Origin of the sequence: Curvibacter sp. APW13 (assembly GCF_032337135.1) — a bacterium.
Lineage (GTDB): Bacteria > Pseudomonadota > Gammaproteobacteria > Burkholderiales > Burkholderiaceae_C > Allorhodoferax.
In genome coordinates, this window is record NZ_JAVXZZ010000003.1 from 135,186 (window position 1) to 155,229 (window position 20,044).

Genomic DNA, 20,044 nt, shown 5'->3' on the forward strand with positions numbered 1-20,044 from the left:
GGTTGGCACAACCCGCAGCGCGTTCAACCTGCCAGGTTGATCTCCTTTTCCCATCCGGAAATGCCGACGTCTCCGTGTTGAATCAGGGAAACGGCGGTCAGCGTCAGGCGGTGAGTGCCCCAGCTCGCTTCGACGTTCGCTGCACCCAGGCGCACTGGGATGTGCGCTTGGGTCTGCACGTCTCGGGCGCCCCATGCAGCGCGGTGGGTCGCTGTCTGTATCCAGCTGGCTCTAGACGCATCCCACGTCCGATGGCCCGTGCTGTGGAGCACCGTCATCGCTGGCAGGCCCAGAAACGACAGGGCGCGATGCGTGCCTTGGACGCTGTGGCGCGCTTCCTGGTTGCGTAACTCCCAATGCAGCACGTCCGCGGATGTCGATACGTTGGCACAGGCCAGGGTCCATGCGTCGAACAGGATGTCGGGTGCGGCATTGCGTTCCGAGCAGCAGAACATGGCATCGTGCACCGTCACAATGCAGGTTGCGCCTGCGCTGCTGCGCAGCTGCCAGCGCCCTTCAGGGGTCAGGGAGCACAGCAGAGTCCAGTCCACGCTGCCCTGACCATCCACGCTGGTCCGGAACCGCAGCCCGCGGCCGGGTAGCAATGCCAGGGGGTAGATGCTCGGCAACGACGCCCCGCAAACGGCCTGCCCGCTGACCGGCAGCGCCCGCAAGGCGTGGTGTGCAAGGGGTTGACCGGAATCGAGCCAGAGGTTGGTCAAGTGAAAGCGTGTGGTGGGACTGCCGGGGTAGGGAGCGGTCTGTACGTGCAGGTGCAGATGGGGCTGGGGTGAGCGGCCGGAATTGCCGCAGTGGCCGATGATCTGTCCCTGGTGCACCCAGCTGCCAGGGGCCACGTACAGGCTGCCTTGGCGCAGATGGGCCAGCAATACGTACAGGCCGTTGTCCATGCGGATGACGACATGGTTTCCCCAGCGGTTGACGGTATCCACTTCGCCAATGGCATTGTCGGCACAGTGCCCGATCGCCTGGACGACTTCGCCGGCGGCGGGGGCATATACCGCTTCGCCAAAGGCATGGAAATCGGCCGGTATCGCCCCCAGGCCGCGAAAGCTGGCGCCATCGACGACGCGGATGAAGTCCAGTGCGTAGCGCAACGCACCGACGTGGGTGTGCGGTCCATCGATATCCTGGGAAACGGTCCAGGTTCCATTGAAGGGCACCGCCAGACAGGGCGCGCGGCGGTAGGCGGCATGGCTGGCGGCCATGGTACGTCGGGCAGCGGCTTGCTCCGGGAGTTGGGGAAGGGGATGCAGCAGGTGTTGCAATTTGGGGTGGCGGCGCATGGCCGCCAGCGCCATCCAGCTGGCGAGCACGAACGGCAGTGAATAGCCAGGCAGGTGCGTGGCGCTGGCAAATGCCCACGCCAGCATGGCGGCCAGTGCCGCGGCCACCGCGGCGTACAGCCAGCTGATGAGCCCCGGCGCCGCCATCAGCCCGCCGACGAGCAGCATCGTCAGAAGGGCGTTGGCGTGCATCGAGCAACTGATCGTTTCGGTGGTGCCGCCAGCCACCACGGCGACCCCGGTGCTGATGCCCACGGCGCAAAGCAGCAGCCACAGGTAGTAGGGCGAGGCCAGGGTCAGGACCAGCAGCATGGCCCAGCCTGCCCAGGCCGACTGCAGGAACAGCAGCGCCCCCACACTGGGCCCCAGCGAGGACAGCCAGGCCGTTGGGTCGCCGGGGCATGTGGTGGCCATGGGATCCGTTGGGATGGTCTGGGTCTGCAGGATGCCCCAGGCCAGCGCCAGCACGGCAAACGGGGCGCTGTAGAGCCCCAGCCCGCTGCGGCGCAGCCACGCGGTACCCAGCAGTGTGGTGACAGCCCCCAACAAGGCTGCGGCCGTGACCAGCAGCAGTCCGTGTGCTGTGGACGCCCAGCCCGTGTGCGCCAGCAGCAGGCCCAGCAGCAGTCCGTTGAACACCGCAATGGGGCGTTCTTCCGTCTGCGCACCCGCCGCCCCGGCGCCGCACCATGCGGCCACGGCACCGGCCAGGCCCTGCGATGCGGCGCCGGGATTGTCGAGCCAGGTCAAGGCTGCCAGTAGCGCGCCCCAGCGGGCTTGGGGTAGCAGGGCAACCCAGGCATATCCGCGGCTGACTTCCTGTGCCAGCGCCAGCAGGGAAGTGATGAGTGCTTTCAGTGCACGCAGCCCGGCATCGGTACGCTCCCGGGTGCTCATGGCGTGGTGCTCGAAGATGCGCTCCCCTTGATGTTCGCAAAGGCGTCAGGCACGTCCTCGGCAGCACCGGCGGACAGCGGCGTGCGATCGAAGGCCTGGTTGAGTGCAGTGGTCCATGTGACACCACGCGGGCTCAGCACACCTTGCTCATCGCTCAGGGGCTCGTTCGCAAACAGAATGGCCAGGTCGGCGCCACGGTAGGCCAGGTCATGGGGGCGCAGGATGCGCAGCACAAAAGCCTCGTCCGGCGCGCAGGCATCACTGCGCAGGCTGGAGGTCTTGCGCAATTGCAGCGCACCGTGGTCATCCAGCCTGTAGACGCCAGAGGGTGGCGCGGCCTTGATGGTCTCCAGCGATTCGCGCGTGTGCTTGAGGATCAGTTGGCTGCTGATCCCCTGCGCACCGTCGCGCAGCACCGCCTCATTGAAGGCGTCCACGTCCATGCGCAGGTCGACCTGCGGGTCGTATTCCAGCAGGTGGAACAGCAACAGGGGCAGCTGCTGGTGGGTGAATTCGGAAGTGTTGGTCAGTGTCGTCACCCCTGTCAGGCGCGGATTGAGTTCTCCCAGATAGACCTCGGCGCTGTCGAGGTCGATCAGGTAGTCGATCTCGAACGTGCCCCGGTAGCCCCGCTCGTAGAGGGCCTGGCCGATGGCCTGAGTCTTGCGCTGGACCGCGCGCCGCGTGGTCATGTCGAACGCGCCCTGGTGGTTCTCGTTGCCGCACCAGCCGCCCGCGTAGGGTGTGAGCGCGCTCTGGCCGATCAGCTCCTTCAGCAGCGGGCCGACGAAAGTGCCCCAGCGGGTGGCGCAGGCCTCGATGGCGGTGCCGACGCAGCGCACCCTGCGCATGATCTTGACGGTGCGCTCGGCTTCGATGGCAGCCGCAACCCGGAGGTAGTCCTGTTCGTCGGAAATGAAGAAGGTGGTCTTGCCGGAATCGCCGTAGGGCAGTTGCACCACGAGGTGGGGGCCGAGGTTGGCGCCATCGGCCGCGGCGCGCAGTGCCGCATACGAGTCCACATGGGCCAACACATTGGGCACACTGGCCACGCCCGCCGCGTTGCCGATGCGGGTGGTGACCACCTTGCTGTCGACCTGGCGTACCAGCGCATTGCGTGGCAAGGCCACCGACAGCCCGAGCTGTTGCGCCTTGGCTTCGAGTGCTTCGTCGAAGAACAGGAACAGGGCTTGTGCACCCGAACGCGGAGGTGCCAGGCGGCGGATGTGGCGCTGCACCTCGGCGCTGTCGAGCAGGTAGTGGTTCACATCCTCGATGCCGGAAAAGCTGCGGCTGTGGTCGTCTGCATGGTTGAAGATGGCTGGCTCCGAACCGTCCATGCAGTCGATGAGTGTGATGTTGTGCCAGTGGTTCACCCATCGGTGCATTTCCAGCGTGTTGAAGTGGGTGGCGCTGATGAAGAAGTAGGGTCGCTCGTTGTGGGCGAAATGGCGCTTGATGTCCTCGATCGACCGCAGGACAACAGTCTTGCCCTGCGATCCCTGGGAAGCGCGGCGACCCAAAGGTGTACCCGCCATGCGCAAGGCGTGCTGCAGGTGGGCGTGCTCCGATTCGATGGGGGCGAGGAACGAGCGGAAGTCGTGGTGCAAGTGGGATGTGCGCATGCTGCTCTCCTCAGGATTTGGCGCCGACATAGGCCTTGGCTTCGGCTTGCGACGGGTTGCGCGCGAGTACCGCCGTGTAGGCCGCCATGGCCTCGGTGCGGCGACCCAGCCAGGCATAGGCGCGGGCCAAGTACAGGTGGGCCGTTGCATCCGAGTTGTAGGCCTGCACCAGTTGGTTGGCACTGCGGGCCATGGCGGCCCAGTCCTGCGCGCCCTCCTGGGCGAGCACCATACGCAGCAGTGCGAGGTAACTGTTGGGCGCCAGCTCCAGCGTTCCGCGGGCCACGGTCTCGGCCTCGCGCCAGCGCTTGGCTCCCAGCAGGGCCAGGGCCTGCCCCAGGCGGGCGTCGACCGAGCGCGGGTAGCGCTCGGCTGCCTGCCGGTATTCGCGCGCCGCGTCGTCGTACTTGCCGCTCTGGTAGAGCAGCCAGGCGCGGCGCAGGCTCTTGAACTCCTGCTCCGAGCCGCTGGCGTTGGCGAAGTCCAGCGCATTGATGGCTTCGATGTACTTCTGGGCCGCCTCCAGCTGGTAGGAGTTGTTCCAGGCAGCATCCTGTGCCATGGCGCAGGACGCCGACACCAGCGTGCCCAGCAGCAGGGCGCAAAACTTGGGTTGCATGGGGTGCCTTTCGTGCAGTTGATCCATGGCACCGATGCTGCGCTGGCAGAATGGCAGCAAACCCTGCAGGCCGATTACAGATTTGTCATGCAAGGCCACCGACCCGAACCAAGGAGCACGCCCATGTCCCCACATATCCCATCGACTGCCTGGAAGGAAGTGATAGCACCCGACGAGGCGCAGCGCTTTGCGGCTTATGCCGAACAGTTTGCAGCGCTGCAGGCGCGCAAGTCCAAGCGCTACGGGCAGGGGCGTGCCCTGCACCGCAAGCAGCTCGCTGCTGCTCATGGAACGCTCAAGGTACTGGGTGGTTTGCCAGCCTTTGCCGCTCAGGGGCTCTTCGCTGCTCCTGGCCAGTTTGACGTTCGCGTACGCCTGTCCAACGGTGGCATGGACAAGGCGTCCGACAAGGTGCCCGATGTGCGCGGCTTTGCCTTGCGCGTGCTGGGTGTTCAGGGTGACAGCGCGCTGGGCAATGGTCCGGCCGTGAGCCAGGACTTCGCGCTCATCAACCACGAGGCCTTTGCCTTTCCCCGCAGCGACGAGTTCGTGGACTTCGTGGTGGCCGCTTCAGCCGGTGGGGGCAGCCTGATGAAGTTCCTGGTCCGGCGCTACGGCATCGTCGGTGCCATCCGCCGCGTGGCGCAGACGGCCCGCACCTTCGGCAAGGCCTTTGGCGGCTTTGCTGCCAACCCGATGTACAGCGCAGCTCCCATTGCCTGCGGGCCGTATGCGGTACGCGTGCGGCTGGTTCCGGCGGCCTCGAACGGTGCCGCCGTCAAGGGCGGCTGCGATGATTGGGGTGGCGAGTTCGCCGCCCGATTGCAGGCCCAGGACCTGCACTGGGAACTGCAATTGCAACCCTTCGTGGACGAGGCCACGACCCCGATCGAAGATGCCAGCGTGGACTGGCCCACGCCCTACACGACGGTGGCGCGCCTTACCCTGCCACGCCAGACGCTGGACGCAGCTTCGGCACTGGCCACCGAGGCCGAGGCGGGCGTGTTCGATCCCTGGCAGGCCCTCGCAGCCCACCGCCCGTTGGGTGATGTGATGCGGGCACGCAAGGTGGTGTACTACCAGAGCCAGAAAGGGCGCGGTGCGGCGTGAATGCCGCGGCTTTGACTTGAATCAAGGCGTTAGGATACGGATGTGGGCACTATCGGTCCACTAACCAATTTCAGGAGCAATTGCATGTTCAAGAACATTTTGCTGGCCACCGACGGATCCGCCGCATCAGACCATGCCGCATCCGTAGCGGTGGGATTGGCGCGCACCCATGGCGCCAAGCTGACCGCACTGTATGCGGTCGACCCCTATCCCTACGTGGGGCTGGGTGAAGTCAATCCCATGGGGTTCCAGGCCTACATGTCGGCGGCCCAGGAGCACGCGGCCACGGCCCACAGCCGCATCGCCTCGCTGTGTTCTGAAGGCGGCGCAGCGGTTCAGCTGGAGGTCAAGCTGGTGGAAGATGTCTCTGCCGCAGCGGGCATTGTGCAGGCCGCCCAGGCCGAAGGTGCCGACCTGATCGTGGTCGGCTCGCACGGCCGCACCGGCATTGCGCGCCTGATGTTGGGTAGCGTGGCAGCCAAGGTGGTGGCCGAGTCTCCCGTGCCAGTGCTCGTGGTGCGCTGAAGCCAGCTGCCACTGCGTGGCAAAGATCGGGCGCCGCATGCGGCGCCTTTTTTTATGCGGTGACCGTGGCGGCTTCGGAAAGGGGGGCGGGAGCCGTCGCTCCGTCCTGCATGGCCATGCGCTCGGCCTGGCGCAAGACCGCTGCGCTGTCGTGGTCGTGTGCTGTGGCAGACACCACGGCAATGCCCCAATCGGGCTGGAACGAATGCTGGGTCCGTTGGTGGCCGGTAATGGGTACCGGCTTGGAGATCAGGACACGCAGTCGCTGCACGAAGGCCTGGATCTGGGTCTGACTCGATTCCCTGGAGACCGGAATCACGGCGATGAAGCAGCGTGCGTGATACAGGCCCACCACGCAGCGAAAACCCACGGCGCGGCGTATGCGCGCACTCATGGTCAGTGCAATCTGGTTTTCGACACCGTGGCCGGCAACATCCGCCAGTTCGTACAGGTTGTGCAGGTGCATGCACACCACGTTGCAGGCCATGCCAGCGCGTGCGCTGCGCCAGAAACTGTCGTCCACTTTGGCAACCAGCGCAGAGCCTGTGGGCAGTCCGGTGGCGGGGTCCGTGCCCAGGTGCAGCCCGGCCAGCCGTTCCAGCCGCTTGGACTCGCGTGTGCGGATGATGGACAGGGCGGCCACCATCAGTACGTAGGCGACGGTGCACAGCGCAGTGAGTCCGATCGCGGCAGGGGCAAGCAGGCCGGGTTGGGCAGCTTCACTGTACAAGCCGATGATCGACACGCTCAGGGCTACGGCGGTAGGCAACACGCCCAGCGCCAACCGGTCGCCCAGCCGATAGGCACGCCAAGAGCACAGGCCCGTCAGGATCACCGTGGCAAAGCACGTGGCGGCCGAAACCAGCAGCAATTCGGACTGTCGGTCGGCGGGCAGCCAGATTGCTGCAACGCCCAGTCCCAACGTCGCCAGCAGGGAGATTGCAATGGCGCTGTGCATCAGGGGGCAGATCCAGCGGTCATCGTCACGGGCGTTGAGCCAGCGGCCGGTGAATACCAGTGCCATGGTGCAGCACAACGGGCCCAGGGCGACTTGCAGGGTGCGTAGCAGGGTGGGCGGCAGGCCGGGCAAGGCCAGGGGCAGCAGACCACACAGCAGCACGGCGTACAGTGTGAGGGCGATCAGGTAGCTCAGGCCCATGAACGCACCGCTGCTGCGGCTGGAAATGGCGTCGACCAGCGCAGCCATGCACACGGTGAGCATGCCGCCGGCCATGCAGGACCAAAGGGCGATTTCGAGGGTAGTCACCGCGCGATTATTGGACTGGGGCGTGGCCGTCAATCCATGGGGCGCAAGATTTTCGTGTCAAGTGTGACAATGTGCACACACCCCCGGTGTGTGCTCAGGCGGTGTAGCCCTGGCGCACGCGCACCGGCGTGCACGGAAAGGCTACGCAGGGGAGTATGTAGCCCTCGGCTTTCTCCTCCGCCGTCAGCCCGGGCCAGTCCATTTCATAGCGCACTTCGCCTTGGGTGAGCTGGCCGACGCAGGTACGGCAGGAGCCATTGCGGCAGGAGCTGGGCCAGTTGCTGCCACCCATTTCCAGCGCCGTCAGCAGCGGCTCGTTGCTGTAGGCATCCACCTGCAGGTCTTCGGTTTCGGAAATGGCGGTCAGCAAGGTGGGGGTGGTCATGGGCGTGGCGAGGGTGCAAAACGCCGCGCAGTGTACGCACGGCGGCAAGGCCCTGCGCAGTGGCAGGGCAAAACGGCGGCAGACGCGCTTACAGACCCAGCCAGGCGCTCAGCACCGGCGTTTCCATGGCGCCGTTCTTCACCTGCACGGCACCGGTGCTGCCATTCTTGGCGGCCACGAAAGGCACCGACTCCAGGCCCAGCTCATTGAAGATGGCGGTGTTGGCCTTCACGGCCGCTTCGATCTCGGCCGGAACCGAGCCCATGGCGGTCATGCCACCGGTGCCGGCGAGGATGGAGGCTTCGTGCGCAGTCATGGCTTCCAGCGGCTTGTCCGAGGCCAGCAGCGCTGCGCCCTGGGCCGAGCTCTTAGGGTTGATGATGGCCACCGGCACCCATACGAACTTCACCTTGGAAAGCAGCGGCTTGGCGGCTTCCCACAGGTGGCCGCAGTGCGGGCACTGGGGATCGAACATCACATACACGGTGTTGGCGCTCATCATGGCGCCCACGGTGAAGCCCTTGCCGCCTGCGGCGATCTTGTCGTACATCTGTGCCGGGCTCAGCTGTGCCGGTGCTGCGGCAGCGGGGGCATCGTTGTTCTTGGAGCAGGCCACCAGCGTGCCGGCAGCGGCAGCGATCAGGCCGAGGGTGAAGGTGCGACGGGCGAGGGAAGTGTTTTGCATAGTGGGCGTAACTGTAAGCCAAATGGCGCCACCCCCCGCCGTGGTGGGGAAAAGTGGCTGCGTTGGCGCTACAGTGCGGGGCATGCAACGTACCGGCCATTCCCTGCTTCCTCCCTCGCTGTTGTTCGCCCCCCGCGCGGACGAGGCGAATCCGCTCATCCTCTACCACGGCAAGGGCTGCCCTGACGGCTTTGCCGCCGCGCTGGCGGCCTGGCGCTTCTTCTGCGGCAAGGGCGAATACCTGGGGCTGGACCACGGCCAGGTGCGCTCGGTGGCGGACCTGCCGGCGCTGGACGGCCGTGCCGTGTATGTGCTCGATTTCTCCTTTGCCCCGATGCTGCTGCGCGAGATCGATGCGCGCTGCGCCAAGCTCGTGCTGCTGGACCACCACAAGAGCGCCGCCGACAGCCTGGCCGGCTTTGCCTGCCGCTGCGGCGCACTGCATTTCGACATGCACAAGTCCGGCGCGCGCCTGGCCTGGGAGTTCTTCCAGCCGGAGCTGCGGGTACCTGCCCTGGTGGCCCATGTGGAAGACCGCGACCTCTGGAACTGGAAGCTCGAACACAGTGCGGCCTTCCTGGCGGCGCTGGACATGGAGGCCTTCGATTTCCCGCGCTGGAACGCCATCGCGCAGATGGACGAAGTGGCCCTGCTCGAATACATGGCCCGTGGCGCGGCCATGGACGAAAAGTTCACCAAGCTGGCGGCCGACATTGCCGAGAACGCGCAGGAGGTCGTGTTCAACGGGCACAAGGGCCTGATGGTCAATGCGCCCGGCGTGTTCCACAGCTTGGTGGGTGAGATGCTGTCCAAGCGCAGCGGCACCTTCGCGCTGATGTGGACTGCCAACCAGGGCGTCATCAAGGTCGGCCTGCGCTCCCAGAAGCCCTTTGACTGCATTCCGCTGGCGTCGAGCATGGGCGGCGGCGGGCACGCCCAGGCCTGCGGCTTCAAGCTGCGCGCCGAACAGCTCCCGGGCCTGCTGGCAGGCAAACTCAACGCCACGCCGCTGTGACCATGTTTGCCTTGGATACCACCACCGTCACCCACGGCATCCAGCTGGCCGTGGCCCCCGTGTTCCTGCTCACTGCCGTGGCCGGCATGATCGGCGTGATCGCCGGGCGCTTGGCCCGCATCATCGACCGCGCCCGCGTGGTCGAGGAAAAAGCCCTGGCCACGCAGGACGCCGCCTACGTCGAGCGGGCCCGTGTCGAGCTGCGCCAGTTGCGCCTGCGCGGCCGCCTGGCCAACAGCGGCATTGCGCTGCTCACGCTGTGCGCTTTCCTCATCGGCGCCACCATCATCGTGTTGTTCGTGGGCGAGACCACCGAGTTCGAAAGCGGCAAGCTGGCCGTGGGGGGCTTCCTGTGCGGCGTGGTCAGTTTTCTGCTGGCGCTGGGCTGCTTTCTGGTGGAAACCGTCATAGCCACCCGCCTGCTCAACTTCTACCTGCCACCTAAGGCGGATAATCGCGGCCCTGAATAGGAATACCGTGAAAAAAACCTACCAACTGAATATCGAAGGCAAGAACCGCGACCGCCTGCTGGACGCCGCGCGCCACGACATCCGCAAATACCAGCAGCGCGAACTGCGCCGCACCCCGCCCGAGGGCTTCGACATGTGGGCCTTCGACTGCCGCTTCGGTGCCAGCGAGGCCCTGGCCGAGCCGGCCGAGGTGGGCGAGCTGCCCGCCCTCATCACCGCCATCACCCAGGGTGGGGCCGATAGCTTCTATGTGGAGCTGCGCGCCAAGCCGGCCCTGCGCAGCGAACGCCCGCGTACCGCCCGCCCGCGCGCTGCCGACGCGGCCGCTGCCTTGCTGGACGACGAAGCGGGCGGCTGACACGCAGCGCCCGCCTGGGCGCACCTAGGCGCCTGTGGCTTCCTCGTAGGCCTTGTAGCCCTCTTCGATGGCGGGAATGATGTGCACCACGTCAAAGTACGGTTGCGTGATGAGTGGCGAATCGCGCAGGCCTTCCATGAAGAAGTAGTGGTGCTGCGGGTCCGCGGTCTGCGTCATCACCACGTCACTGCACTGCGCGGTGAATGCTTCGGCATCAAAGAAGCGCATCTGCAGCTGGCCCTCCAGCCGTTGCAGGATCGGGCCCAGGTGCTCGTCGGCGAGTGCGCGGCGGCGCGCGCGGGGCAGCGACAGCCAGGCCGGGGTGGCGCGCAGCAGGATGAAGAAAACGTAGTTCATGGTTGTGCTCCTGGCGGGTTCAGCAGGTTCTGGCGAAAAAAGGTGACGGTCTGCAGTACCGAGTCCTCGCGGGCTGCCGCGTTGGGCGTGGATCCTCCCAGGCCGCCCTTGCCCTGGTAGTGGAACGGGTCGAGGTAGGTGCGCGGTGCATCCAGGTTGTTGAAGCCATGCTCGGCATTCGGGTACACCTTGACCTTTACCTGGGCGCGCAGCGCCTCGGGCAACTGCTCCGCCAGCCGCTGGCACATGCTGGCGTCGTTGTCGTACTTGTCGTCAGCCCCGGTCAGGATGTAGATGGGCGCACCCGTGAGGTCCTTGAACGGGTAGCCGGGCACGCGGTTGTAGCCGAAGCAGATGGGGTAGTAGGGCATGTGCGCTGCAAAGCGCTGGCCTTCGGGGGCGAACTGCTGGGCATAGCCCTTGTCGGCACTGAGCATGCTGACCACGCCACCCCACGAGAACCCCATGATGCCGATGCGCTGCGCATCGATGCGGGGGTGCTGTGCCAGGTAGGCCAGTGCGCCGAAGGCATCGGGCAGCGTTTCCTTCACATGGCGCGGGCGGCCGTCCCAGCCCCCAGCCAGGTTGCGTGGTGACCACAGGTCCACTTCCAGCGTGGCAATGCCGGCGGCATTGAGGGCCTGCGCGTACATCGGGCCCTTGGCGTCCATGCCGCCGGTGCCATGCACGATCACCACGGCGGGCACGCGCCGCTGCTCGGCCTGGGCCTGGGCTGCGGGGCTGGACAGGTCGGTCGGCACCTGCAGCCGCGCCATGCCGCGCAGCGCCTGGGCCGGCGCTGGCAGGGCATAGGTCACCAGCCGGGTGTTCACGTCGGCCAGGTAGGCGCTGCCCGGGGCGGCGCCAGGGGTTTGGGCCTGGGCAGGTGCCCAGGCCAGCAGGGTCAGGGCCAGCGTGAGCGTGGCCATGCGCGGGGGTTTCATGCTTTTCTCCTTGGGTTGATGAAAATCGGTTCGGATTCAGCCGCGCTGCAGGACGCGCGCCAGCAGGGCCGGGGCGAAGCGTTGTAGCCAGGGCACGGCGCGGGCCTTGCCCACCCACACCACGTTGCGGCCCCGGCGCAGCCCGGCCAGCACCTCGCTGGCGGCCTGGGCGGGCGAAATCTTTCCGCTGCCGCGCCCGGCGGTCATGGCCGTGTCCACCAGCGGCATCACGGCTTCGACCACGCGCACGCTGCTGCCTTGCAGCTGCACCCGCAGCCCTTCGCTGAACAGGTGCAGCCCGGCCTTGGTGGCGCTGTACACGGCTGATGTGCGCTTGGGCGCAAAGCCCAGGCCCGAGGTGATGTTCACCACCCAGGCGGCCTGGCGCGACTGCAAGTGGGGCAGCAGCGCCTGCGTGAGCACCATGGGGGCCACCAGGTTGATGTCCACCTCCTGGCAAATCTGGCGCGCGCCGTAGCCGGTGTCGTCCAGGCGCAGGTTGTCCTGGATGCCCGCGTTGTGCACCACGCCGCCCAGATCCGGGTACTGCTGCACCCACTGCGCTGCCAGCGCGGGCAGTGCGGCCACGTCGGCCAGGTCGCAGACCACGGTGTCGATCTGCGGGCTGCGTTCGCGCAGGGCCTGCAGCCGCCGTGCGTCGCGCCCGAGCGCCAGCACCGCGTACCCGGCCTGTGCCAGCTGCAGCGCCAGCGCCTCGCCGATGCCCGCACTGGCCCCGGTGACCAGCCAACGCGGCTGTGCCGCACCCTGTGTGGCGACTCGCAGCGCGCCGTGCTGTAATGGTTTGGTGTTCATGGGAGTCACTGTAGAAATCCGTCGCCATGCCGTCATTAACCGCAGTTAATCGCCCCAGCGCTTTGTTCGATGTGCTGCGCCCCTTGCTCGAAAGCGCCGCCGGCGGGCCGCTGCCGCAGTGGCAGCAAGCCGTGGTGCCCGCCTTGCAGGTGCGCACGGTGGAGGCCGGTGGTAGCGTGTTCCTGCAGGACGTGCACCACCCCTACGCCTATGGCGTGCGCAGCGGGCTGGTCAAGCTGTGCTACTACAGCGACGACGGCAACGAATGGATCAAGTCCTTCGCGGAAGAGGGGCGCTTCTTTGCCAGCATTGCCGCGCTGCAGCCGCAGGGCCGCACCAGCTTCATGGTGACGGCCGTGGAGCCCTGCGTGCTGGAGCAGGTGGACTACCGGGTGCTGAGCGCCCTGGCTGCGCAGCACCTGCCCTGGGCGCGGGCGCTGCATGCGCTGACCATGGTGTTTGCCGCCCGCAAGGAGCAGCGCGAACGCGAGCTGCTGACCCTGGCGCCCTTGGAGCGCTATGTGGCCTTCCGCGATGCCTACCCCGCGCTGGAGCGGCGCATACCGCAGAAGGACCTGGCCCGCCACCTGGGCCTGACGCCGGTGGGGCTGAACCGCATCGTGGCGCGCGTGCGTCAGGCCGAAGCCAGCACCTGAATGCCTGCGGCCTCGCAGCAGTTGCTATTGTTTCAGTAGCTGCATGCGCACATTCCGTGCGGGCCAGGGGCTAATTTTGCAGGGGTGGCAGCAGGCCAGCGGCGCGCAGCTTGTCCTTCTTGCTCGGGCGCTTGCCCTTGATGCCGCCGTTGTTCGGCCCTACCGGGGCAGGGGCCACGGGCACAGCCACTTCGCTGGGCGTGAAACCCGCCATTTCCTCCAGCGCCAGCGTCACGCCTTGGCGCTTTTCGATCAGCTTCCAGTGTGCCAATTCGCCGGCCGTGACAAAGCTCACGGCCAAGCCCGCTTCGCCCGCGCGCCCGGTGCGACCGATGCGGTGGGTGTAGTCGGTGGCCGAGCGCGGCAGGTCGTAGTTCACCACCACGGGCAGCTTCAGTATGTCGATGCCGCGCGCGGCCAGGTCGGTGGTCACCACCACTTCCCAGCGCTCGTCCTTGAACTCGGCCAGCACCTCCTGGCGCGCGCCCTGGCTCAAGTCGCCATGGAAGGCCGTGGCGTAGATGCCGGCCTTGTAGAGCTTCTCAGAAACCAGCTCGGCCGCGTACTTGGTGGCCACGAACACCAGCACACGGCCCCACTTTTCGGTCTGGATCAGGTGGCGCAACAGCTGGGTGCGGCTCTTGGTGTCCACGCGGATCGCGCGCTGGGCGATGGACACGGGGGCTGCTTGCTCCGCCTGCACTTCCACACGCACCGGGTCGCGCAGCAGTTTTTCGGTGAGCGCCTGCACTTCGGGCGGGAAGGTGGCGCTGGAGAGCAGGGTTTGTCGCCGCGTGGGGAGCAGGTCCAGCACGCCCTGCAGTTCCTTGGCAAAGCCCAGGTCGAGCAGGCGGTCGGCTTCGTCGAGCACCAGCACGCCCACGGTGTGCAGCTGCACGGCGTTGTGGTTCGCCAGGTCGAGCAGGCGGCCGGGCGTGGCCACCAGCACGTCGCAGCCACCGCGCAAGGCCAGCATCTGGGGGTTGATGGAAACACCGCCTACCGCCGTGACCACCCGGGCGCTGAGGCCCGCGTTCTGCGCCACCTGGGCTAGCACCGTGCTCACCTGCTGCGCCAGCTCGCGCGTGGGCACCAGCACCAGGGCACGCACGCCGCGCGGCGCGGTCTTGGGCGCAGCGCCGCTGTGCAGGCGGTGCAGAAGCGGCAGCGCAAAGGCCAGGGTCTTGCCCGAGCCGGTCTGCGCACTGGCCAGTACATCACGCCCGGCCAGCGCTGCGGGTATGGCCGCCGCTTGCACGGGGGTGGGCTGGGCCAGGCCCAGTGCGGCGCAGGCGTGGGCCAGCGCGGGGGAAAGGCCAAGGGAGGCGAAGTGCATGGTGGGTGGAGAAAAAATGAAATAGGCCCAGGAGTCGCTATTGCTGCTCTAGGGTTTGGTGAAATCAATGCCACTGGTGGGATTGCCCGGAAGGACGGCAACGATGTGCTCTTCGTCGTAGGTGTCCCACGGCTTGGTCTTACCGTCGGGCCCTGTCCGCTCGTTCACGGGTGTGCGGTTGATGGTGATCACCCACTTGAGTATCACGGTGTTGTCCTTGACTTCGTGGGCCAACAATGGCTCGTAGTCTCCCAGTCCATCGCGTGGCCGTCGTTCGCGCTGCCACTGCAGTTGCAGTTGGTGGGTCTTGAAGTACTCGCGCATGACGGCGGCGGTGTCGATGTTTTCCAGAATGAACTCACGCCCGTCCTTGAGCTTCCAGCGCACGTGCAGGGGGTAGTAGGCTTGCAATCCGAGCTTGTTTGCAGAAGCCCGTCCTTGAGCTCCCATGTCGCGCCAACGCCGACCAGCCCATAAGGCATAGTCATACTGAGCGAGTTCAACATTCGCCCAGTTTGCGTACGTCTGGCCTGGGCCATAGGAGTACATCCAATATCCACCGGGAATCGGCGCAACCCCGGCCTTGACTTGGCTGGTGCCCGCCGTACTGGCATTGGCGCTGGGCGCCACGGACTGCACCGAGCCCACACTGGCCGCACAACCCCACAGCCCGCACACCAGCGCCAGCAACCCCACCCAGCGAATCCATCGTGTCATGCGTCTGTCCTTGTGTTCATGGGTTCTTTTGCATGCATTTTTGGCCCCTGGCCCGCGAAATCATTGCGTAGGCAGCTAGCAAAAGCATAGCGACCGCAGGGATGGTGGGGCATGGCGGTGGTTCAGGCGGCCATCACGGCTTCGACTTCGTCGGCCGTGCGGGCGATGTGGGGGCCCAGGGTGCGGGAGCCGGTGGGGGTGATGAGCACATTGTCTTCGATGCGGATGCCGCGCACCTGGGTGATGCGCGCCAAGGCGTCGTAGTCGATGAAATCGGTAAACAGGCCCTGGGCGCGCCACTGGGCCTGCTGGTGCGGAATGAAGTAGTAGCCGGGCTCCACCGTCACCACCATGCCCGCCTGCAGCGGCTTGGCCAGGCGCAGCGAGCGCATGCCGAACAGGGGGCTGCGGCTGTAGCCTGGGCCGTAGCCCACGCGGTCTTCGCCCAGGCCTTCCATGTCGTGCACGTCCAGGCCGATCTGGTGGCCCAGTCCGCACTGGAAGACAGCCGCATAAGCACCGCTGTGCACTACGTCTTCGGTGGCACCCCGGAACACGCCCGCGTCGCGCAGGCCGTCCACCAATATGCCCGCTGCCAGGCGGTGCATGTCCACGAACGGCACGCCGGGCTTCACAGCGGCAATGACGGCCTGCTGGGCTGCGAGCACGGCGTTGTACAGGTCGCGCTGCAGCCCGGCCAGCTTGCCACCCACGGGGATGGTGCGGGTGATGTCGCTGGCGTAACCGAGGGCCGAGCTGCAACCGGTGTCGTTGACGATGAGGTCGCCTTCGCGCAGCACGTTGTCGTGGCCGTGGTTGTGCAGCACTTCACCGTGGGCCGAGAAGATGCTGGGGTAGGCCAGCTGCCAGTCGTGGCGGCGCATGATGCCTTCCATGAGCCCCACCACCTCGCGCTCCACAGTGCCTGCGCGGCTGGCACGCATGGCGGCGTGGTGCATGTCGGCGGTGACCGCCAGCGCGCTTTCCATCTCGGCCACTTCCTCGTCGCCCTTGATCTCGCGCAGTGCCACTACGGCATCGGTCAGCGCGGTGGAGGCACCTTGCTGCACCTGGGCGTTGCTTTGGTTCAGGGCCTGGGCCAGCCACAGCACGGTGTCGCCGCGGTAGGGGGCCAGGTAGTGCACGCTGCGGCCTTGGCTGTTGGCCTGCTGCAGGCGCGCCAGCAGCGCGGCCACGGTGCCGGTGTGCGCGGTGCCCACCTGCGCGCCGAGTTCGGCCAGCGCGGGCAGCGGCCCGGTCCAGACGATGGACAGCAGGTCCGGGTCGTCGCCGTACAGGGTGTCGTCACCCGCGTCCAGGTCCAGCAGGCCAAAGCGGCCCGGTTGGTTGAGGCCGAAGAAGTAGAGGAAGCTCGAATCCTGCCGGAACGGGTAGGCGTTGTCGGCATAGTTCATGGGCGCTTCGAAGTGGCCCGGCAGCAGCACCAGGCCACGGGCGTCGAAGCGCTCACGCAAGAGCGTGCGCAGGCGCGCGCGGCGCTGCTGGTAGATGGCGGCGGGGAACAGGTGAAGGCTCATGCTGGCTCCTTGTGGGTGTCAAATTGGCCTGCAGCCCTTGTGGGGATTGCGCAGGCCGCTAGAAAAACAGTAGCGACTGAAAGCAGGGCTCAGGCCTTGGCCCGCAGCCCCTGGGCCAGGGCACCGGCGGCAATGCCGCCCAGGGCCCACAGCAGATCGACATTGCCGGTGCCCAAGCCGGCAATGGCCGGGCCCGGGCACACGCCACACAGGCCCCAACCAATGCCGAACAGCGCCGCGCCCACGGCGGTGTCGCGGTTCCAGACGCTGGGGTGGGTGTGGAAATGGTCGTCGAGCACCGGGGTGCGCATGAGGCGCGGGAGCAGTTGGTAGCTCAGCATCACCACGACCACCGCGCCGCCCATGACCAGCATCAACCCCCAGTCCTGGAAGCGCAGAAAGCTCAGTACGACTTCGGGGCGGACCATGGTGGCGTAGGAGAGCCCAAAGCCGAACAGCATGCCGGCGATCAGCGTGGAGACCGAGCGGCCAAAGTGTTGCATCACGGTGTTCATGCCAGCGCCCCCATCAGGTTGGCCGTGAGGAAGGCCGTGCCCATGAAGGTGAGCACGGCGCCCAGCGAGGGCAGTTGCAGCGAACCCAGGCCGCAGATGCCGTGGCCCGAGGTGCAGCCGTTGCCCAGCCGTGCGCCGTAGCCCACGAAGAAGCCGCCAACCACCAGCTGCCAGGTGGGCACGCTGGTACGCAGGGGTACACCGCCGCCATATAGCTTGAACCAGACCAATGCCCCGGCAATGAGCCCGGCGGCATAGACCAGGCGCCACTGGCGCGAGCCGGTGAAGCGCGCCTGCTGGAAGAAGGGGGTCTTGAACAGGTAGGACCAGGTGCTGGAGAACACCGTGCTCATGCCGCCAATGCGCCCGGTCATGAGGTACAGGAAGCCGGTACCGGCACCGATGAGCAGCCCGCCGAACAGGTAGTGCTGCCAGCCCAGCGGAAACAGGGAGGAGAGGGTTTGCATGGGGCGATTATCGGCGCGCTAGCACACTTTTCCGGGTGGATTTCGGGGCATTCAGACAGTGCCTAAAAAAGCGGCACGGCCTGAAAAGCCAAGCCCGGCGGGGGTTTCGGCGCTTGTCCCCGCGCTTATCCACAGGGGCTTCCACAGACGGTGGGGGAAAGTATTTTTTTCGGGCTCTGGGCTGCCCAAAAAAGCGGCACGCTCTGCAAACCCAGTGCTGGTGCGGGTTCTGGCGCTTGTCCCCGTGCTTATCCACAAGGGCTTCCACAGCGGCTGGGGGCAAGTATTTCAAGGCTGTCGACCTTGGGCGTTCGCCCGGTCTGCAGCGATTCCGGATTTCAGCGCAGGAATCGGTCGTTGCGCAGGACGTTGGGCGGGTAATAGGCTTCGAACGCGCGCTTGAGCGAACCGTCGCGGGCCCCTTGCGACAGGGCAGTGCGCAGCAGTTCCAGGTCTTTGGCAGGAAGTGCGCGGGCCGAAAGGTAGGCGCCAGCGGGGCTGGCGACCAGGCCCGTGAGTTCCTGGTACCGGAACTCGGCCGCATTGTCGATCGGCTTGCCGTCGAGCAGCGCCGCATGCATCAGGGTCGCAGGCAGGATGGTGAATTCCACCCGGCCGGCGCGCAGCATGCGCTCGATGGTGGCCAGGTCGTTCACCGCGTCGATGCGGCCCTCGGCGTCCAGATCGCGGGCCAGGGCGTCGTATTCGGCGCCGAAACTGTAGCGGCGCACCATGGCGGCGCGCCAGCCCGACTTCTTCAGCGCCACGGTGTCCCTGGGCGCCTCCCCCGCTTTGCTGCCGTGCGAGACGAGTACCGGCATGGGGCTGTAGAGGTGCACGAATACGGCCTTGGCGTCGCGTTCGCTGTTCTGCGATGCAGGAAGCAGGATGTCGGCACTGGCGGCGTCCAGCACCATCTGGTCGGCGCGGGCCCGGGGCACCGCCGGAAACTCGAAGCTGCAGCCGATGCGCCGCCCCAGCGCATTGAGCCAATCCGGCAATACCCCCGAGACCTTGTCGCCGTCAACGATGACGTTGAAACCCGTGGGGGCTGCGGGGACGATGATGGGGCGCGAGCACCCGGCGAACACCCCGTGGGCCCCCAGGCCTGCCAGCAGCGCAATGCATGCGCCGCGTAGGAGGAGCAGTGGTTGGGGCTGGAAACGGGGGCGCATGGGGCAACTGTAGTGGTCCGGCGTGGCTTTGAAAAGCCGGCGCAGGGGCCAACCTGCTTCTTGGTGCTGCCCCAGGGCGGAACAAGGCGGCGCAAGCTGCGATGATCGCTGCCATGCACACACGTCCCACACCCAAGACCGTTCCCGACAAGGACGCCATCGCCTTGCTGCCCGAGTTCCCACGCTTGGCGCTGGGTGCCATCACGCTGGTGAGTACCGGCGCGCAGGCGCAGGCTGCGGCGCAAGCCTTGCTGCAGGCGCCGCTGTGGGGCTTCGATACCGAAAGCAAACCCACCTTCCATGTGGGGCAGCAGTCCGACGGGCCGCACGTGCTTCAGTTGTCCACCCTGGAGCATGCCTGGGTGTTCCAGCTCATCGAGCCCGACTGCGTGGCCGTGGCAGCGCAGCTGCTGGCGGCACCGGGCATCGTGAAGGCCGGTTTCGGGCTGGGGGACGACCACAAGCGCATCGTGCGCAAGCTCGGCGTAGTGCCGGTGGGGGTGCTGGACCTGAACACGGTGTTCCGTGCGCAGGGCTACCGCAAGGACATGGGCGTGAAGGGCGCGGTGGCGGCGCTGTTTGCGCAGCGCTTCATCAAATCGAAGAAGGCGGCCACCAGCAACTGGGCCAATGCACGCCTGACCGACGCGCAGCTGGTGTATGCCGCCAACGATGCCTACGCTGCGGCCCGCGTGGCGCAGGCACTGGGCGTGGTGGGTCAGGGCTGAATCAGTGCGATACCATGGTGAAGGTGACTTCCTCACTTTCCACCATGTCCAGGATGTCGTTGAGTTCGTCGTCGCTGTCGGTGCTGGTCCAGGTGTCTTCGGGGTCGCTGGCAAAGAGCGGCTCGATGGCCAGGTCCAGGAATTGGCCGTCGGGCATCTTCACGACCTGGGTTCCCTCCGAGGTGGTGTGCAGTTCCCAGTCGTCGGGAACGGACATTTCAACCTGGATGGTGACGGAGAGTTTTTTCATGGGGAGGCCTTGCAAAAGGTGTGAGGGTAACCCACCGGCACCTTGATGCCGGTCGGTGGGTCACTGCGCCAGCACGGTGGCGGGGTGCCCGGCTTCGGCCAGCGCAGTGGCAATTTCCTCGGGGCTGATGAAGGCCGTGTGCTCTGCCCAGGCCGTGCGCTTTGCCAGGTCGACGTCGGCCACATGGATGCAGGGCAAGTCCTGCAGCTCGAACATCACGGCGTCAGCGTCCTCCTGCGTGCGCATGGAGGGTACCGAGAAATGGGAAACGGCCACGGCAAG

General features: G+C 66.5%; 24 protein-coding genes. 7 read left to right on the forward strand and 17 right to left on the reverse strand.

What is annotated here, in order from left to right:
- Window positions 1-23 precede the first annotated feature (23 nt).
- Genes RQP54_RS13845 through RQP54_RS13855 form a run of 3 tightly spaced genes read right to left on the reverse strand, consistent with a single transcriptional unit; the run spans window position 24 to window position 4,448 of the window.
- Window positions 24-2,204: an urea transporter gene (locus RQP54_RS13845; protein ID WP_315678967.1), complete on the reverse strand. Its 2,181-nt coding sequence runs from the start codon at window positions 2,202-2,204 to the stop codon at window positions 24-26.
- Window positions 2,201-3,829 carry a biotin carboxylase gene (locus RQP54_RS13850; RefSeq protein ID WP_315678968.1) on the reverse strand — a complete coding sequence of 543 codons (1,629 nt, stop codon included), beginning with the start codon at window positions 3,827-3,829 and terminating at the stop codon, window positions 2,201-2,203. Before RQP54_RS13850 ends, RQP54_RS13845 begins: the two co-directional genes overlap by 4 nt.
- A gap of 10 nt (window positions 3,830-3,839) precedes the next feature.
- The gene (locus RQP54_RS13855) at window positions 3,840-4,448 is read right to left on the reverse strand and encodes a tetratricopeptide repeat protein (RefSeq protein ID WP_315678969.1); all 609 of its coding nucleotides are present in this window, start codon (window positions 4,446-4,448) and stop codon (window positions 3,840-3,842) included.
- 123 nt (window positions 4,449-4,571) lie between these two features.
- Between RQP54_RS13855 and RQP54_RS13860 the strand changes: the two genes are divergently transcribed.
- Together RQP54_RS13860 and RQP54_RS13865 are read left to right on the forward strand one after the other, a co-directional pair.
- Window positions 4,572-5,558: a catalase gene (locus tag RQP54_RS13860; protein WP_315678970.1), complete on the forward strand. Its 987-nt coding sequence runs from the start codon at window positions 4,572-4,574 to the stop codon at window positions 5,556-5,558.
- Window positions 5,559-5,642: 84 nt separating this feature from the next.
- Complete coding sequence (locus RQP54_RS13865; RefSeq protein ID WP_315678971.1) at window positions 5,643-6,083, forward strand: universal stress protein; 441 nt, start codon at window positions 5,643-5,645, stop codon at window positions 6,081-6,083.
- Between the two features lie 52 nt (window positions 6,084-6,135).
- Here RQP54_RS13865 and RQP54_RS13870 read toward each other — a convergent pair whose 3' ends face one another.
- The 3 genes from RQP54_RS13870 to RQP54_RS13880 all read right to left on the reverse strand — a co-directional run bounded on the left by RQP54_RS13870 (window position 6,136) and on the right by RQP54_RS13880 (window position 8,420).
- Window positions 6,136-7,350, reverse strand: a complete 1,215-nt coding sequence (locus RQP54_RS13870) for a GGDEF domain-containing protein (RefSeq protein ID WP_315678972.1) — start codon at window positions 7,348-7,350, stop codon at window positions 6,136-6,138.
- 94 nt (window positions 7,351-7,444) lie between these two features.
- A complete protein-coding gene (locus RQP54_RS13875) occupies window positions 7,445-7,735 on the reverse strand; it encodes a 2Fe-2S iron-sulfur cluster binding domain-containing protein (protein ID WP_315678973.1) in 291 nt (96 codons plus the stop codon).
- Window positions 7,736-7,823: 88 nt separating this feature from the next.
- Entirely contained in the window at window positions 7,824-8,420 is a 597-nt protein-coding gene (locus tag RQP54_RS13880; RefSeq protein WP_315678974.1) for a DsbC family protein, read from the reverse strand.
- A gap of 82 nt (window positions 8,421-8,502) precedes the next feature.
- Between RQP54_RS13880 and RQP54_RS13885 the strand changes: the two genes are divergently transcribed.
- Genes RQP54_RS13885 through RQP54_RS13895 form a run of 3 tightly spaced genes read left to right on the forward strand, consistent with a single transcriptional unit; the run spans window position 8,503 to window position 10,263 of the window.
- Window positions 8,503-9,435, forward strand: a complete 933-nt coding sequence (locus RQP54_RS13885) for a DHH family phosphoesterase (RefSeq protein WP_315678975.1) — start codon at window positions 8,503-8,505, stop codon at window positions 9,433-9,435.
- 2 nt (window positions 9,436-9,437) lie between these two features.
- Window positions 9,438-9,905 (forward strand): DUF2721 domain-containing protein, encoded by a 468-nt coding sequence (locus RQP54_RS13890; protein ID WP_315678976.1) that lies wholly within the window; start codon window positions 9,438-9,440, stop codon window positions 9,903-9,905.
- Window positions 9,906-9,912: 7 nt separating this feature from the next.
- The gene (locus tag RQP54_RS13895; RefSeq protein WP_315678977.1) at window positions 9,913-10,263 is read left to right on the forward strand and encodes a DUF6172 family protein; all 351 of its coding nucleotides are present in this window, start codon (window positions 9,913-9,915) and stop codon (window positions 10,261-10,263) included.
- 24 nt (window positions 10,264-10,287) lie between these two features.
- On the opposite strand, the gene RQP54_RS13900 is transcribed toward RQP54_RS13895, so the two are convergent.
- From RQP54_RS13900 to RQP54_RS13910, 3 genes are read right to left on the reverse strand one after another with little or no spacing between them, the layout of a single operon-like run.
- Complete coding sequence (locus RQP54_RS13900; protein WP_315678978.1) at window positions 10,288-10,620, reverse strand: darcynin family protein; 333 nt, start codon at window positions 10,618-10,620, stop codon at window positions 10,288-10,290.
- Window positions 10,617-11,564 (reverse strand): dienelactone hydrolase family protein, encoded by a 948-nt coding sequence (locus tag RQP54_RS13905; protein ID WP_315678979.1) that lies wholly within the window; start codon window positions 11,562-11,564, stop codon window positions 10,617-10,619. The genes RQP54_RS13900 and RQP54_RS13905 overlap by 4 nt, the downstream gene beginning before the upstream one ends.
- Window positions 11,565-11,600: 36 nt before the next feature.
- Window positions 11,601-12,380 (reverse strand): SDR family oxidoreductase, encoded by a 780-nt coding sequence (locus RQP54_RS13910; protein ID WP_315678980.1) that lies wholly within the window; start codon window positions 12,378-12,380, stop codon window positions 11,601-11,603.
- Between the two features lie 26 nt (window positions 12,381-12,406).
- Here RQP54_RS13910 and RQP54_RS13915 point away from each other — a divergent pair, with 26 nt between their 5' ends.
- A complete protein-coding gene (locus RQP54_RS13915; protein ID WP_315678981.1) occupies window positions 12,407-13,036 on the forward strand; it encodes a Crp/Fnr family transcriptional regulator in 630 nt (209 codons plus the stop codon).
- A 70-nt stretch (window positions 13,037-13,106) separates the two neighbouring features.
- Here the strand turns inward: RQP54_RS13915 and RQP54_RS13920 are convergent, their stop codons facing one another.
- From RQP54_RS13920 to RQP54_RS13945, 6 genes are all read right to left on the reverse strand, one after another.
- Window positions 13,107-14,372 (reverse strand): DEAD/DEAH box helicase, encoded by a 1,266-nt coding sequence (locus tag RQP54_RS13920; protein WP_315678982.1) that lies wholly within the window; start codon window positions 14,370-14,372, stop codon window positions 13,107-13,109.
- Window positions 14,373-14,420: 48 nt separating this feature from the next.
- Complete coding sequence (locus RQP54_RS13925) at window positions 14,421-15,089, reverse strand: hypothetical protein (protein WP_315678983.1); 669 nt, start codon at window positions 15,087-15,089, stop codon at window positions 14,421-14,423.
- Window positions 15,090-15,211: 122 nt separating this feature from the next.
- Complete coding sequence (locus RQP54_RS13930) at window positions 15,212-16,627, reverse strand: Xaa-Pro aminopeptidase (RefSeq protein ID WP_315678984.1); 1,416 nt, start codon at window positions 16,625-16,627, stop codon at window positions 15,212-15,214.
- Window positions 16,628-16,716: 89 nt separating this feature from the next.
- Entirely contained in the window at window positions 16,717-17,142 is a 426-nt protein-coding gene (locus tag RQP54_RS13935; protein ID WP_315678985.1) for a DUF6691 family protein, read from the reverse strand.
- Window positions 17,139-17,609: a YeeE/YedE family protein gene (locus RQP54_RS13940; RefSeq protein ID WP_315678986.1), complete on the reverse strand. Its 471-nt coding sequence runs from the start codon at window positions 17,607-17,609 to the stop codon at window positions 17,139-17,141. The genes RQP54_RS13935 and RQP54_RS13940 overlap by 4 nt, the downstream gene beginning before the upstream one ends.
- Window positions 17,610-17,947: 338 nt before the next feature.
- Window positions 17,948-18,784 carry a transporter substrate-binding domain-containing protein gene (locus tag RQP54_RS13945; RefSeq protein WP_315678987.1) on the reverse strand — a complete coding sequence of 279 codons (837 nt, stop codon included), beginning with the start codon at window positions 18,782-18,784 and terminating at the stop codon, window positions 17,948-17,950.
- 113 nt (window positions 18,785-18,897) lie between these two features.
- On the opposite strand from RQP54_RS13945, the gene RQP54_RS13950 reads away from it, so the two are divergent.
- A complete protein-coding gene (locus tag RQP54_RS13950) occupies window positions 18,898-19,512 on the forward strand; it encodes a 3'-5' exonuclease domain-containing protein 2 (RefSeq protein WP_315678988.1) in 615 nt (204 codons plus the stop codon).
- A gap of 1 nt (window position 19,513) precedes the next feature.
- Here RQP54_RS13950 and RQP54_RS13955 read toward each other — a convergent pair whose 3' ends face one another.
- Together RQP54_RS13955 and RQP54_RS13960 are read right to left on the reverse strand one after the other, a co-directional pair.
- Complete coding sequence (locus RQP54_RS13955) at window positions 19,514-19,762, reverse strand: hypothetical protein (RefSeq protein ID WP_315678989.1); 249 nt, start codon at window positions 19,760-19,762, stop codon at window positions 19,514-19,516.
- Window positions 19,763-19,822: 60 nt separating this feature from the next.
- Window positions 19,823-20,038, reverse strand: coding sequence for a hypothetical protein (locus tag RQP54_RS13960; protein ID WP_315678990.1), 216 nt, complete (start codon window positions 20,036-20,038; stop codon window positions 19,823-19,825).
- Window positions 20,039-20,044 lie beyond the last annotated feature (6 nt).

Excerpts from the sequence above, each read along its gene's own strand:
- RQP54_RS13845 (WP_315678967.1), bottom strand. The coding sequence starts at position 2,204 with ATGAGCACCCGGGAGCGTACCGATGCCGGGCTGCGTGCACTGAAAGCA.
- RQP54_RS13850 (WP_315678968.1), bottom strand. The coding sequence starts at position 3,829 with ATGCGCACATCCCACTTGCACCACGACTTCCGCTCGTTCCTCGCCCCC.
- RQP54_RS13855 (WP_315678969.1), bottom strand. The coding sequence starts at position 4,448 with ATGCAACCCAAGTTTTGCGCCCTGCTGCTGGGCACGCTGGTGTCGGCG.
- RQP54_RS13860 (WP_315678970.1), top strand. The coding sequence starts at position 4,572 with ATGTCCCCACATATCCCATCGACTGCCTGGAAGGAAGTGATAGCACCC.
- RQP54_RS13865 (WP_315678971.1), top strand. The coding sequence starts at position 5,643 with ATGTTCAAGAACATTTTGCTGGCCACCGACGGATCCGCCGCATCAGAC.
- RQP54_RS13875 (WP_315678973.1), bottom strand. The coding sequence starts at position 7,735 with ATGACCACCCCCACCTTGCTGACCGCCATTTCCGAAACCGAAGACCTG.
- RQP54_RS13880 (WP_315678974.1), bottom strand. The coding sequence starts at position 8,420 with ATGCAAAACACTTCCCTCGCCCGTCGCACCTTCACCCTCGGCCTGATC.
- RQP54_RS13885 (WP_315678975.1), top strand. The coding sequence starts at position 8,503 with ATGCAACGTACCGGCCATTCCCTGCTTCCTCCCTCGCTGTTGTTCGCC.
- RQP54_RS13890 (WP_315678976.1), top strand. The coding sequence starts at position 9,438 with ATGTTTGCCTTGGATACCACCACCGTCACCCACGGCATCCAGCTGGCC.
- RQP54_RS13900 (WP_315678978.1), bottom strand. The coding sequence starts at position 10,620 with ATGAACTACGTTTTCTTCATCCTGCTGCGCGCCACCCCGGCCTGGCTG.
- RQP54_RS13905 (WP_315678979.1), bottom strand. The coding sequence starts at position 11,564 with ATGAAACCCCCGCGCATGGCCACGCTCACGCTGGCCCTGACCCTGCTG.
- RQP54_RS13910 (WP_315678980.1), bottom strand. The coding sequence starts at position 12,380 with ATGAACACCAAACCATTACAGCACGGCGCGCTGCGAGTCGCCACACAG.
- RQP54_RS13915 (WP_315678981.1), top strand. The coding sequence starts at position 12,407 with ATGCCGTCATTAACCGCAGTTAATCGCCCCAGCGCTTTGTTCGATGTG.
- RQP54_RS13920 (WP_315678982.1), bottom strand. The coding sequence starts at position 14,372 with ATGCACTTCGCCTCCCTTGGCCTTTCCCCCGCGCTGGCCCACGCCTGC.
- RQP54_RS13925 (WP_315678983.1), bottom strand. The coding sequence starts at position 15,089 with ATGACACGATGGATTCGCTGGGTGGGGTTGCTGGCGCTGGTGTGCGGG.
- RQP54_RS13930 (WP_315678984.1), bottom strand. The coding sequence starts at position 16,627 with ATGAGCCTTCACCTGTTCCCCGCCGCCATCTACCAGCAGCGCCGCGCG.
- RQP54_RS13935 (WP_315678985.1), bottom strand. The coding sequence starts at position 17,142 with ATGAACACCGTGATGCAACACTTTGGCCGCTCGGTCTCCACGCTGATC.
- RQP54_RS13940 (WP_315678986.1), bottom strand. The coding sequence starts at position 17,609 with ATGCAAACCCTCTCCTCCCTGTTTCCGCTGGGCTGGCAGCACTACCTG.
- RQP54_RS13945 (WP_315678987.1), bottom strand. The coding sequence starts at position 18,784 with ATGCGCCCCCGTTTCCAGCCCCAACCACTGCTCCTCCTACGCGGCGCA.
- RQP54_RS13950 (WP_315678988.1), top strand. The coding sequence starts at position 18,898 with ATGCACACACGTCCCACACCCAAGACCGTTCCCGACAAGGACGCCATC.
- RQP54_RS13955 (WP_315678989.1), bottom strand. The coding sequence starts at position 19,762 with ATGAAAAAACTCTCCGTCACCATCCAGGTTGAAATGTCCGTTCCCGAC.